At 66.4% G+C, this 12,103-nt stretch carries 11 protein-coding genes; 8 read left to right on the top strand and 3 right to left on the bottom strand.

What is annotated here, in order from left to right:
* Positions 1–4 precede the first annotated feature (4 nt).
* The 5 genes from LB577_RS29480 to LB577_RS29500 are packed head-to-tail and all read left to right on the top strand — an operon-like array spanning position 5 to position 4,467.
* Positions 5–1,081: a Gfo/Idh/MocA family protein gene (locus tag LB577_RS29480; RefSeq protein WP_224689971.1), complete on the top strand. Its 1,077-nt coding sequence runs from the start codon at positions 5–7 to the stop codon at positions 1,079–1,081.
* Positions 1,081–1,899: a sugar phosphate isomerase/epimerase family protein gene (locus LB577_RS29485; RefSeq protein WP_224689972.1), complete on the top strand. Its 819-nt coding sequence runs from the start codon at positions 1,081–1,083 to the stop codon at positions 1,897–1,899. Before LB577_RS29480 ends, LB577_RS29485 begins: the two co-directional genes overlap by 1 nt.
* Positions 1,899–2,732 carry an alpha/beta fold hydrolase gene (locus tag LB577_RS29490; protein WP_224689973.1) on the top strand — a complete coding sequence of 278 codons (834 nt, stop codon included), beginning with the start codon at positions 1,899–1,901 and terminating at the stop codon, positions 2,730–2,732. The genes LB577_RS29485 and LB577_RS29490 overlap by 1 nt, the downstream gene beginning before the upstream one ends.
* Positions 2,729–3,451, top strand: a complete 723-nt coding sequence (locus tag LB577_RS29495; RefSeq protein WP_224689974.1) for a ribulose-phosphate 3-epimerase — start codon at positions 2,729–2,731, stop codon at positions 3,449–3,451. Before LB577_RS29490 ends, LB577_RS29495 begins: the two co-directional genes overlap by 4 nt.
* The gene (locus tag LB577_RS29500; protein WP_224689975.1) at positions 3,448–4,467 is read left to right on the top strand and encodes an ROK family protein; all 1,020 of its coding nucleotides are present in this window, start codon (positions 3,448–3,450) and stop codon (positions 4,465–4,467) included. Before LB577_RS29495 ends, LB577_RS29500 begins: the two co-directional genes overlap by 4 nt.
* A gap of 116 nt (positions 4,468–4,583) precedes the next feature.
* On the opposite strand, the gene LB577_RS29505 is transcribed toward LB577_RS29500, so the two are convergent.
* On the bottom strand, positions 4,584–5,912 hold the full coding sequence (locus LB577_RS29505) for a dicarboxylate/amino acid:cation symporter (protein ID WP_224689976.1): 1,329 nt from the start codon (positions 5,910–5,912) through the stop codon (positions 4,584–4,586).
* A 242-nt stretch (positions 5,913–6,154) separates the two neighbouring features.
* On the opposite strand from LB577_RS29505, the gene LB577_RS29510 reads away from it, so the two are divergent.
* From LB577_RS29510 to LB577_RS29520, 3 genes are all read left to right on the top strand, one after another.
* The gene (locus LB577_RS29510; protein WP_224689977.1) at positions 6,155–8,056 is read left to right on the top strand and encodes a sensor histidine kinase; all 1,902 of its coding nucleotides are present in this window, start codon (positions 6,155–6,157) and stop codon (positions 8,054–8,056) included.
* Positions 8,053–9,432, top strand: coding sequence for a sigma-54-dependent transcriptional regulator (locus tag LB577_RS29515; RefSeq protein ID WP_224689978.1), 1,380 nt, complete (start codon positions 8,053–8,055; stop codon positions 9,430–9,432). The genes LB577_RS29510 and LB577_RS29515 overlap by 4 nt, the downstream gene beginning before the upstream one ends.
* Before the next feature lie 73 nt (positions 9,433–9,505).
* On the top strand, positions 9,506–9,928 hold the full coding sequence (locus tag LB577_RS29520) for a GNAT family N-acetyltransferase (RefSeq protein ID WP_224689979.1): 423 nt from the start codon (positions 9,506–9,508) through the stop codon (positions 9,926–9,928).
* Here LB577_RS29520 and LB577_RS29525 read toward each other — a convergent pair.
* Both LB577_RS29525 and LB577_RS29530 read right to left on the bottom strand, forming a co-directional pair.
* The gene (locus LB577_RS29525) at positions 9,925–11,040 is read right to left on the bottom strand and encodes an anhydro-N-acetylmuramic acid kinase (RefSeq protein WP_224689980.1); all 1,116 of its coding nucleotides are present in this window, start codon (positions 11,038–11,040) and stop codon (positions 9,925–9,927) included. The genes LB577_RS29520 and LB577_RS29525 overlap by 4 nt on opposite strands.
* A gap of 10 nt (positions 11,041–11,050) precedes the next feature.
* The gene (locus LB577_RS29530; protein ID WP_224689981.1) at positions 11,051–12,049 is read right to left on the bottom strand and encodes a serine hydrolase domain-containing protein; all 999 of its coding nucleotides are present in this window, start codon (positions 12,047–12,049) and stop codon (positions 11,051–11,053) included.
* Between the last annotated feature and the right edge of the window lie 54 nt (positions 12,050–12,103).

A 12,103-nucleotide genomic window follows, 5' to 3' on the forward strand; every position in this document is an offset into this window, starting at 1 on the left:
GACGATGATCAAGAAACAAGACAGACGCCTCAGGGTCGGTGTGCTCGGCTGCGGCCCCATCGCGCAGTTCGCGCATCTGCAATCCTGCGTGAAGGCCGGAAATGCCGACCTCTACGCCATCTGCGACGCGGCCCCCGATCTGCTCGCCCGCATGGGCGCCACCTACGAACCGCAAAAGATCTATGCCGACTATGACGCCATGCTCGCCGATCCTGAACTGGAAGCGGTAATCGTCGCCACGTCGGATGCCTATCACGTGCCGATGTCGATCAAGGCGCTCGACGCTGGCAAGCATGTTCTCTGCGAAAAGCCGATCGGTACCTCGGTCGAGGAAGGCGAGGCACTGGCGCAGGCGGTCAGGCGCTCGGGCAAGGTGCTGCAGGTCGGGCACATGAAGCGCTTCGACCCGGCGCTGGAGACTGCGCGCGACTTCGTCCGAGACGAGATGGGCGAGGTGCTGGCGCTGAAGGCCTGGTATTGCGATTCCACCCATCGCTACACCAACACCGACGCCATTCAGCCGCTGCCGGTCACCAGCAAGCTGGCGAAGAAGCCGGCGGGCAATCCAAAGGCTGATCTCAGGCAATATTTCATGCTGGCGCACGGCTCGCATCTCGTCGACACGGCCCGTTTCCTTTGCGGCGAGATCACGGCGGTCCGCGCCCGCCTCAACGAACGCTTCGGCGCCTATTGCTGGTTCGTCGAAACCGAGTTCGCCAGCGGCGCGCTTGGCCATCTCGATCTCACCGTCGCAGTGCGCATGGACTGGCACGAGGGTTTTCAACTCTATGGCGAGAACGGCTCTGTCATCGCCAAGACATTCAACCCCTGGTATTTCCGGGCCAGCGAGGTCGACATCTTCCATGAGAAGGACGCGACCTCGCGAAAACCGCTTGGCGCCGACGGCCATTTCTTCCGCCGCCAGCTGGAGGGTCTTGCCGACACGGTGCTCAACGGCACACCGATGCGCGGCGCCAATGTCGACGACGGCATCGCCTCGATCCGCGCCATGGTGGCGATTGCCCGATCGGTGGAAACGGGCGAGCGGGTTGAACTCGCTTCGGTTTCGGGTGCGGTCTGATGCGTCTCGGCATTTTCGCCAAGACGTTTGCGGGCACCGAGCCGGCCTCCGTGCTAACGGCGGTGCGGCAAGCGGGCTATGAGACGACGCAGTTCAATCTCGCCTGCGCCGGCCTGCCGTCGATGCCCGATGCCGTGCCGGCGGATGCTGTTGCGACCATCCGGGTCGGCGCGCAAACGTCAGGCGTTGCGCTCGCTGCTCTCTCGGGCACCTACAACATGTCGCATCCCGACAAGGCTGTGCGCGACGACGGTCTTCGCCGTCTTGCTGTCGTCATCGAGACGGCCGCCGCCCTCGGCATTCCACTGGTGACGCTCTGCACCGGCTCGCGCAACGCCGCCGATCAATGGGCGTACCATCCGGACAATGCGACGCCTGCCGCCTGGTCAGAGATGGCCGCCGAGATGGCGAAGGCGCTGGCGCTGGCCGAGACCGCCGGCGTCGATCTCGGCATCGAGCCCGAGCAGGCCAACATCGTCACCTCGGCCATGGATGCAACACGGCTGATCGCCGATATGGGCTCCAGGCGTCTGAAGATCGTGCTCGATCCGGCGAACCTGTTCGAACACGCAAGCCCGGACGAAGCGCGTACCGTCGTCGCCGCCGCGATCGATGAGGCGGCGGGCCACATCGCCATGGCGCACGCCAAGGACCGGCATGGTGACGGCCGCTTTGCCACAGTTGGGCAAGGCATCGTCGATTTCCCGGATTTCATCGCGCGTCTGAAGGCCGTGGGCCTCGACGGGGCGCTCGTCACCCACGGGCTGTCCGCCGACGAGGCCCCAGGCGTCGCCGCCTTCCTGCGCGGGCTGCTTTGATGAGCGCGGCGCCGACGATCATACTTCGCAACGATGCCGCGCTTCGTGTTTTCGATATAGGGCAGGGCGGGCTTCCCGTTATCTTCCAGCATGGACTTGGTGGCAATGAAGAGCAGGTGGCGCAGAATTTTCCCGACAGCCCGTCACGCCACAGGCTGACCGTCGAATGCCGCGCGCAGGGTGGCTCCGGCGCCGGCAGCAAGCGTCCATTCTCGATAGCGATGTTCGCCGACGACGTGCTGGCTGCCGCCGATGCGGCCGGGCTCGACCGTTTCGTCGCCGGCGGCATCTCGATGGGCGCGGCGATCGCGCTGCACCTGGTCTCTCGCCACCCCGAGCGTGTCATCGGTTTGGTGCTGGTGCGGCCTGCCTGGACCTTCGACGCGGCGCCGCGGAACATGCGCCCTTACGTCGAAGTTGCGGAACTCATCAATCGGCTTCCATTGGCAGAGGCGCGTGACGCCTTCGCAGCCTCCGCGACTGCGGCCCGCTTACGCAGCGGGGCGCCGGATAATCTCGCCTCGCTGCTCGGCTTCTTCGAGCGTGAAAACGCCACCGTCTTTGCCGAGGTGATGCAGGCGATCGCAGCCGACGGGCCCGGCGTCTCGCGGGCTGCCGCTGGCGCGCTTGCCATCCCGACGCTCGTCATCGGTTGCGGCCTCGATCTCGTTCATCCCTTGGCGACCGCCCGCGAGCTCGCTGAGATCATCCCCAACGCGATCTTCGCCGAAGTGACACCAAAGGCCACCGACAAGGACCGCCATTTCGCTGAGATCCGTGCCGCCATCGGCGGCTTTCTCGACATGAATTTCAACAACCAGGACCCATCATGATCTCGAAACCACTCTCTGGCCCGGCCGCCATCGCCGCACTGCCGCGCGACCGCATGATCGCCGAATTCTCGTCGTGGTCCGCCGACCTCGCCAACATTGAGAGCGATCTCAGGCGGATCGAACCCTATGTCGACCTTCACCATGTCGATGTGGCGGATGGTTATTTCGCGCCATCTTTCCTGTTCTTTCCCGATCTCGTCGCCCGCATCGCCAAGCTGACGGCGAAACCCATCCATGTCCATCTGATGGTCGATGATCGGATCGTCGAGGCGCAGACGCGCCAGTTCATCGAGGCCGGCGCCGACATGATCAGCGTCCACGCCGAGAACGGCGAGGCCGGATTGCGTGCCGTGCGGCTGGCGCGTGAACTCGGCGCCGAAGCCGGCGTGGTGCTCAGGCTGGAGACGCCGGTCGAGGCGGTGACGCCTTTCGTCTCCGAGGTCGCCTTCGTCACGCTTCTCGGCACTGCGATCGGCGTCAAGGGCCAGGGCCTGTCGGAGAAAGCCTGCGACCGGCTGCGCGCTGCCCGTGCCATCCTGGCAGAGGCCGGCCGCGAGGCAGCCGTGGTTCTTGCCGCCGATGGCGGCATTCGCCACGAGACGGTGCCCATGTTGCGCGCCGCGGGCGCCGAGACCGTGGTCCTGGGTTCGCTCGCCTTTGGTGACAAGGATCTGGCCGGCCGCATCGGCTGGCTGCATGGGCTGAAGGTTGCGGCATGACCACCGAAGCCGCCCTCGCGATCGATCTTGGCGGCACCGAGCTTCGTGCCGCGCTGGTCGACCGTGACGGCAAGATCCTGGCCTTCTCGGCCGTGCCGACGCAGGCACAGGCCGGTCCCGATGTGGTGATCGGGCAGATCGAGGCGCTGGCCGCGACCGTTCACGCCGAGGCGCCTGCGATTACCGTCGTCGGTGTCGGCGTCGGCGCGCCGGGGCCGCTCGATCCGCTGGCCGGTATCGCGGTCGGACCGCCGACACTCGCCGGCTGGCAGGACGTGCCGCTGGCCGACATCCTCGAGCGCCGGCTCGGCCTGCCGGTGCGGCTGGAGAACGACGCCAACGCGGCAGCACTTGGCGAATGGCGCTTCGGTGCCGGGCACGGTGCGCGTTCGCTGGTCTTCGTCACCGTTTCGACCGGCATTGGCGGCGGCGTCGTGGTCGACGGGCGCATCCTGCACGGTCGCCGTGGCCTTGCCGCCGAGATCGGCCACATGACCATCACCAATGAGGGCGAACGCTGCGTCTGCGGCGTCGTCGGCTGCTTCGAGGCCATTGCCTCGGGGACCGCGCTCGGCCGCCGCGCCGACGCCGCGACGGCTCCCTGGGACGGCTCGACGCTGCGCCGCCTCTCGGCCAACGCCGAGGTGACGGGCCGCCACGTGGTCGAGGCCGCGCGGCTGCAGGACGACCTCGCTGTGGCCTTGCTCGAGGAGGAGGCGCGCTGGCTCGGCGTCGGCTTCACCAATCTCCTGCATCTCTATTCGCCCGACGTGCTGGTTGTCGGCGGCGGCATCGCCAACGGCCTCGACCTGATGGCGCCCGTCATCGAAGCGACCATCCGGCAGCGTGCCATGCGCGCCTACCGTGACGTGCCGGTTGTCGAGGCCCAGCTCGGCCGCCACGCCGGTCTGGTTGGCGCGGCCAGCCTTGTCCTGTTCGATGATGGCAACCTGGCGGCGCGCATGCCTGTCGGTCCAAGCACCTATCCAGACATCAGGAGGGACTTCAAGGGTTGAGCTCAAGCTGCGCGGCGCGGTCGCGCCGCACGGCAAAACCGCCTGACATCGCCGCGCGTGAAAATGGCCGGAGACAGCGATGCCTCCGGCCATCGACATTTCTAAACGACCGCGGATTACTCGGCGGGAACGATATCCGCCGGCAGGCTGTCGTCGGCCGTGCCCGCCAGCGCTCTCGCCAGCTTGGCCTCGTCGAGTTCGCCTTCCCAGCGGGCGACCACCAGCGTGGCGACGGCGTTGCCGACGAAATTGGTCAGCGCCCTGCACTCCGACATGAAACGGTCGACGCCGAGGATCAGCGCCATGCCGGCCACCGGCACCGAAGGCACCACCGAAAGCGTCGCGGCCAGCGTGATGAAGCCGGCGCCCGTGATGCCGGCGGCACCCTTCGAGGAAAGCATTGCCACCAGCAGCAGCAGGATCTGGTCGCCGATCGACAAATGGATGTTCGTCGCCTGCGCGATGAACAGCGCCGCCAGCGTCATGTAGATGTTGGTGCCGTCGAGGTTGAAGGAATAGCCGGTCGGAATGACCAGCCCGACCACCGAGCGCTTGGCGCCGGCCTTCTCCATTTTCTCCATCAGCGAGGGGAGCGCGGCCTCCGAGGAGGAGGTGCCGAGCACCAGAAGCAGCTCTTCCTTGATGTAGCGGATCAAGGACAGGATGGAAAACCCGTTGTAGCGGCAGACGGCACCCAGCACGACGAACACGAACAGCAGCGACGTCGCGTAGAAGGTGCCGACCAGCATGGCGAGATTGATGACCGAGCCGATGCCGTATTTGCCGATGGTGAAGGCCATGGCGCCGAACGCGCCGATGGGGGCTGCCTTCATCAGCACGCTGACCAGCTTGAACATCGGCGCCATCAACGCCTGAAGGAAGTTGAGCACCGGCGCGCCGCGGTCGCCGACCAACGCCAGCGCGATCCCGAACAGCACCGAGAAGAACAGCACCTGCAATATGTCGCCATCCGCGAAGGCGCCGACGATCGTGCCGGGGATGATGTTCATCAGGAAGCCGGTGACCGACTGGTCATGCGCCTTGGCGGCATAGGTGTTGACGGTCGAGGCATCGAGCGTCGCCGGATCGATGTTGAAGCCGGCGCCTGGCTGCACGACATTGGCCACGACAAGGCCGATGATCAGCGCCAGCGTCGAGAAGGTGAGGAAATAGAGCATCGCCTTGCCGGCGACGCGCCCGACCTTCTGCAGGTCGCTCATGCCGGCGATGCCGGTCGCCACCGTCAGGAAGATGACCGGGGCGATGATCATCTTGACCAGCTTGATGAAGGCGTCGCCGAGCGGCTTCATGCTCTCGCCGATCGACGGATAATAGTGGCCGAGCAGGATGCCGACGGTGATCGCCACCAGAACCTGCACGTAGAGTTGGGCATAAAGGGGCTTGCGCTGCGCGGCAGGCGCGCCCGATTGATCTGCGATGTGCATCGAACTCTCCCTGGCCGGATGGACGGAACCCGCCCTGCGTGACTTCTCCCATCGCGGCGCTCCGGTCGCACGCCGCTGGAAAGAGTTTTGCAAGCGCCGTGCCAGATCGCGGAAAGGCCGGAATCCCCGGATTTCCAGCGTTGTTCGCAGCCATGTGGCAATTACCTGTGCGGATTTCCGCACAGGTAGCGTTTGCTTGGGCGGAATTTCGCATTACACTGGCGGCGAAGACCTGAGGACAAATGGACAAGCCAGCGCCGGAAGCAGGCACCGATAGCGGCAACGCGGGGACCGTCGGCCGTGACTTGCTGCGCGAGGCAGCGGTGCGGCTGGGCGATGGCCGCTGGCTTGTCGTCGTCATTGCCCTTGCGGTTCTGGCCGGCGCGATCGCCATTGCCGGCCGCATCGCTTCCGACCAGGCGGCCGACAATCTGCGCGACACAGCGCTTGCCGCCCTGCCGCTGGCGGCGGGCACGCTGACCGGGGAGATCGAGAAGCAGCGTCTGGTGCCGTTGGTGCTGGCACGTGACGATGCTGTGCGCGGAGCGCTGCGCCGGGCCGGAAAGATGCAGGAAGCGGCGCTCAACGAGAAGCTCAAGGCGATTGCCCGCGATGCCTCGGCGTCCGCCATTTATGTCATCGACACGGCCGGCATCGCGATATCGGCCAGCAATGCCGGCGAGCCGGCGAGCTTTGTCGGCATCGACTACAATTTTCGGCACTATTTCCAGGAAGCGATGGCGAAGGGCGCCGCCAGCCAGTATGGCCTTGGCACGGTCAGCGGCAAGCCCGGTCTGTACCTGGCCAGCCGCGTCGACGACGGCGGCAAGCCGCTCGGCGTCGCGGTGCTGAAGGTCGAACTCGACGGCGTCGAAGCCAATTGGCGCTCCAGCGGCTTCCTTGTTTTCGTCACCGACGAACGCGGCGTCGTGCTGGCCACCAGCCAGCCCGAATGGCGCTTCCACGCGCTGGCGCCGCTCTCCGCTGGCGCTGCCGCCGCCGCGCATGAGCAGCTTCAGCTGGCCGATGCCGCCTTCGAACCACTGCCGATACGGCGTGGTGCCGGTGATGGCCTGGCGACGATCGACGGTTCTGGAAAATCGCGCCAGTTCGTCGAAGTGGTGCAGGACCTGCCCGGTGCGGTCCCCGGCTGGCGGCTCTGGCTGCTGACGCCGGCCGACGCCGCCCTCTCGTCGGCCGCCAACACGGCGCGGCTGACGACGCTGCTGGGGCTGTTGCTGACAGGCTTGCTTGCCTACGTGCTCACAAGGCGCCGCCGTACGCGCCGGTTGCGGCAGGAGGCCTTGGCGCGCATGAATGCCGAACTCGAAAGCCGGGTCAGCACCCGGACGGCCGAGCTGACGCGCTCCAACACGGCACTCGCCGAGGAGATCTCCGAGCGTGAGAGCGCCGAAGCCAAGGTCCGCCGGCTGCGCGACGATCTCGCCCAAGCCAACCGGCTTTCCGTCCTTGGCCAGATCGCCGCCGGCGTGGCGCATGAGATCAACCAGCCGGTCGCCGCGATCCGTACCTATGCCGAGAATGCCGGACGCTTTCTCGAAACCGGCAAAACCGAACCAGCAAGCGGCAATCTGACATCGATCGTCTCGATGACCGAACGCATCGGCGCCATCACCAATACACTGCGCACCTTCGCTCGTCGTCCCGGTGTCGCCGCCTCGCCCTTGCCGGTGCGCGAGGCGATCGACGGCGCGCTGTCGCTTCTGTCCGGCCGCATCCGCGATTCCGGCGTCACCATCGTCAAGCCGCTCGGCGACGCCTCGCCGATGGTCATGGCGAGCCGTATCCGGCTGGAGCAGATCCTGGTCAATTTGTTGCAGAATGCGTTGGACGCCATGAAGGATCGGCCCGATCCCCGCATAGAGATCGAACTCGCCGAGCGGGACGACCGGGTGCTGATTTCGGTGCGCGACAACGGTCCCGGCCTCGGTCCTGAAGCGGCCGGCAATCTGTTCATGCCGTTCCAGACCACCAAGGAGAAGGGCCTTGGGCTGGGGCTGGTGATCTCGCAAGAGATCGCCCAGGAACTGGGCGGCACGCTGCGGCTCGATCACGGCAACGACGGCGGCCCCGGCACTGGCACCGGCGCATCCTTCACCATCGACTTGAGGCGGATCGAATGACGCAGAAACAAGGGTTGGTGGCGCTCGTCGACGACGATGCCGACCTGCTTCACGCCACCACGCAATTGCTCGAGCTCGCCGGCTTCACGGTGGTCGCGCTCAAGGCGGCCGAGGCAGCGCTTGCTGTCGTCGACCGGGATTTCGACGGTGTGGTCGTCAGCGACATCCGCATGCCCGGCATGAACGGGCTGCAACTGTTCGATCGCATCAAGGCTATCGATCCCGACATACCGGTGATCCTGGTCACCGGGCATGGCGACGTCGATCTTGCGGTGGCCGCGCTCAAGGACGGCGTCTACGATTTTATCCCGAAGCCCTATGCCGGCGATCGTCTGGTCGAGGCGCTGAGACGGGCGAGCGAGAAGCGGCGGCTGGTGATCGAGAACCGGCGGCTGCGCGAAGCCGCGGGCCAGGCCGCCGACGGCTTGCCGCTGATCGGCGAAGCGCCCGCCATCAGCCGGCTGCGCGAAACCTTGCGCCAGATCGCCGACATGGATGTCGACGTGCTGGTGGAAGGAGAGACCGGGACCGGCAAGGAGGTGGTGGCGGACCTGTTGCACCGGTGGGGCCGGCGCCGGGCAAAACCTTTCGTGGCGCTGAACTGCGGTGCTCTGCCGGAGACCGTCATCGAAAGCGAGCTGTTCGGCCACGAGGCGGGCGCCTTCACTGGCGCGCAGCGGCGGCGCATCGGCCGCATCGAGCATTCCAGCGGCGGCACGCTGTTCCTCGACGAGATCGAATCCATGCCGCCGGCCCTCCAGGTCAAGCTGCTGCGGGTGCTGGAGACACGCAGTCTCACCCCGCTCGGCTCGAATGATGTCAGGCGCATCGATTTGAGGGTCGTGGCGGCGACCAAGGTGGATCTCGGCCAGTCGGACCAGCGCGGCCATTTTCGCGAGGATCTCTATTTCCGCCTCAACGTGGTGACGCTGCGCATCCCGCCGCTGCGCGAGCGGCGCGGCGACATCCCGATGCTGTTCGGTCATTTCCTCGGCAAAGCCGCCGAACGCTTCGGCCGGCCGGTCGCCAGGGTGAATGCCGCGGTGAGCGATCATCTCCAGTCGCATGCCTGGCCAGGCAATGTGCGCGAACTCGCCCATTTCGCCGATCGCGTCGCGCTCGGCCTCGGCCCGGACGATCAGGCGAGGGCGGCTTCTCCGAGATCGCCGGAGCCGGCGGCCCCGTTGCCCGAACGCGTCGGCCACTACGAGGCGCAGCTCATCCGCGAGGCGCTGCGCGACCACGGCGGCGACGTGCGCGGCGCCATCGACGCGCTCGGCGTGCCGCGCAAGACTTTCTACGACAAGCTCAAGCGCTATGGCATTGCCGCGTCGGACTTCCGCAACGGCGGCGACCCGCAAGCTGTTCGAGAGTAGACATAGAAATTGCGCCAGGGCCTTACGCCCCGTAACGCTTCAAGCCCACCCAGTCGAGCATTTCGGAAGAGCCATGAACACGACACTCGAAACGACGGCAAACCCCTTGCCGGAAGAGATCGCCTTTCTCGGCGAGCGCCTGGCTGCGTTCAACGACGGCGATGTCGGCGCTTCCGAAAGAAAGGCCCTGGCAGTGTTCGTGCGTGACGAGGCTGGCGCGGTCGTTGCCGGCATTTCGGGCTACACCGCCTGGGGCTGGCTTTATGTGCAGTGGCTGTGGGTCGATGAAAGGCTGCGCGGCCAGCACATGGCAGGCCAGATGCTGGACGCGGCCGAACAGGAAGCCGTTGCACGCGGCTGCGGGAACGCCTGGATCGACACCTTCAATCCGAACGCCGCCAAGGTCTACCAGCGCCAGGGCTACCAGCCCTTCGGCACGCTGGCCGATTTCCCGGTCGGCCGCAGCCGCATCTTCCTGCAGAAGAAACTGGCTTAACCGGCGAGCTTTCCGCCGCGCATCGGTTGCGGCGCGCCGGTGGTGCTCGGAAAGCTGATCGGCAGGCCGCGCAGGACGCGCACGGCGAGAAAGGCGAAACACTCGGCCTCCACCGCGTCGCCGCTCCAGCCGAGGCTTTCCGCCTGCACCACCTCGACGCCGGCGCGGCTGGCCAGCATCGCCATCATGGTCGGGTTGTGGCGGCCGCCGCCGCTGACCACCAGTTTTTTCGGCCGGCTTGGCAAAAGGTCGAGCGCCTTGCCGACTGCCGCCGCAGTGAAGGCGGTGAGCAGGGCTGCGCCGTCCTCGGCGTCCAGCCCGTCCGCCATCGCAGCGCCAAAATCGAAACGGTCCAGCGATTTTGGATAGGGCTTGGTCAGATAAGGATGCTCCAGCAGCTTGGCGAGCCGGGCCTCGTCGACCTTGCCAGCACGGCCGATCGCGCCGTCGCGGTCCATTTCGCCGAGCCCCTTCGATTTGATGAAATCGTTGAGCGGCGCGTTGGCGGGGCCGGTGTCGAAGGCAACGACATTGTCGGCGCCGTCCCACCAGGTAACGTTGGCGACGCCGCCGAGGTTGAGCACGGCCACCTCGCCGCTGGCGCCGGCGCTGCGCATCAGCGCGGTGTGATAGGCGGCGGCCAAGGGCGCGCCTTGCCCGCCGGCACGCATGTCGGCCGAGCGGAAATCATAGGCGACCTTGGTGCCCAACAGGGCGTGCATGAGTTCGCCGTCGCCCAACTGCCGGGTCTGGCCGAGCCGTCCGACCTGCGGCGCGCGATGCAGCACCGTCTGGCCGTGGAAGCCGACGATGCCGATATCGGCCATCGTCATGCCGTAGCCTTCGACCAATTCCTTGACCGCCGCCGACTGGGCGCGCGTCAGCGCTTCCTCGGCCTCGCGGAAGATCGCCGGTTCCGGTCCGACAAAATTCCAGGCTCGCGCCTCCTTCAGCGACTCTTCCAGCAGCGAGCGGATCGAGGCGGGATAGGGCATCAGCCGGTAGGTGCCGAAATCGTCGATGCGCTCGCCATCGGTCTTGATCAGCGCGACGTCGATGTTGCCGTCAAGCACGGTGCCGGTCATCAGTCCGACGGCCCAGATTGGTTCCATGGTCGCTTCCTTAGTCGCTGTTGATGAGATCGCCGACCGCTTGCCGAAGCGCAACGATTCCACTGTCGAAATGACGTGTCGGATGGATCCGGTTGGTGAGCAAGGTCCAGGCCTTGCCTCTCTCGAAATCGATCCAGAGTCCCGTGCCGGTGAAGCCGGTATGGCCGACGGTCCCCGGGCTGCACAAGGCGCCGCCGGACCAGCCCTCATAGGGGCGCTCCCAGCCATGCGTGCGGGTGGCGGACAAGGGCGTGCGCATCAACGTGGTCGAAGGTTCGGAAGCGCTGGTCAGCAGCCCTTGCGCGAAATCGAGTATCGACGCCGCCGTTCCAAACAGGCCGGCATGCCCCGCGCCCTGCAGCGCCGAGCAATTGTCGTCGTGCACCTCGCCGGAGAGCACGCGATGACGCCAGGTGCAGTCCTCCGTCGCGGCTGACGCGTCGGGTTCGGCGGACCAGGCAAATCCAGGGCCGGGATCCATGTCACGGATGGTCTTGGCCGACAGCCGCTCGAGCGCGAAGCCGAGCAGGATGAAATTGATGTCGGAATAAACAGGATCGCGAGCCCGCCATTCGCGCTGCAGGATGAAGGCACGCAGCAGCTCCGGATCGCGTCCGTAAGTGTAGATCGGCTCGACCGCCGGAAACGGCGTCTGGTGCCCGAGGCACTGGCGAAACGTCACCTTCCGCTCCCAGGCCGTCGCGTCATACTGGCGAAGATCCGGCAGCACCGAGATCAGCGGCGCGTCGAGGTCGATCAAACCGGCTTCCGCCAGCGCCAGGATGCGCGGCGTGGTGAAGATGATTTTGGTCAGCGACGCCAGGTCGAACCAGGTGTCGACATGCATCGATCGCTGCTTCGGCACGAGCTGCGCGGAGCCGATTGCCCTGACGTTGCGGTGGCCATTTTCGTCGACAATGCCGAGCACACCGCCGGGGATGCGCCTGGCGGCCACTGCGGCTGCGAGCGGTGCGAACGCGCGATCGAAGAGTTGGGCGAGGGCGGTCAAGGCCGGCCTCCACTCGAAAGTTGGCGCTCTACGGCGCCCCCCTCTGCCCTGCCG

This window comes from Mesorhizobium sp. B283B1A (genome assembly GCF_020165735.1).
In the GTDB taxonomy this organism is placed as follows: domain Bacteria; phylum Pseudomonadota; class Alphaproteobacteria; order Rhizobiales; family Rhizobiaceae; genus Mesorhizobium; species Mesorhizobium opportunistum.

Bases quoted from the DNA above. Each gene is read 5' to 3' on its own strand.
- LB577_RS29485 (WP_224689972.1), top strand. From the start codon at position 1,081: ATGCGTCTCGGCATTTTCGCCAAGACGTTTGCGGGCACCGAGCCGGCC.
- LB577_RS29495 (WP_224689974.1), top strand. From the start codon at position 2,729: ATGATCTCGAAACCACTCTCTGGCCCGGCCGCCATCGCCGCACTGCCG.
- LB577_RS29505 (WP_224689976.1), bottom strand. From the start codon at position 5,912: ATGCACATCGCAGATCAATCGGGCGCGCCTGCCGCGCAGCGCAAGCCC.
- LB577_RS29510 (WP_224689977.1), top strand. From the start codon at position 6,155: ATGGACAAGCCAGCGCCGGAAGCAGGCACCGATAGCGGCAACGCGGGG.
- LB577_RS29490 (WP_224689973.1), top strand. From the start codon at position 1,899: ATGAGCGCGGCGCCGACGATCATACTTCGCAACGATGCCGCGCTTCGT.
- LB577_RS29500 (WP_224689975.1), top strand. From the start codon at position 3,448: ATGACCACCGAAGCCGCCCTCGCGATCGATCTTGGCGGCACCGAGCTT.
- LB577_RS29480 (WP_224689971.1), top strand. From the start codon at position 5: ATGATCAAGAAACAAGACAGACGCCTCAGGGTCGGTGTGCTCGGCTGC.
- LB577_RS29515 (WP_224689978.1), top strand. From the start codon at position 8,053: ATGACGCAGAAACAAGGGTTGGTGGCGCTCGTCGACGACGATGCCGAC.
- LB577_RS29525 (WP_224689980.1), bottom strand. From the start codon at position 11,040: ATGGAACCAATCTGGGCCGTCGGACTGATGACCGGCACCGTGCTTGAC.
- LB577_RS29520 (WP_224689979.1), top strand. From the start codon at position 9,506: ATGAACACGACACTCGAAACGACGGCAAACCCCTTGCCGGAAGAGATC.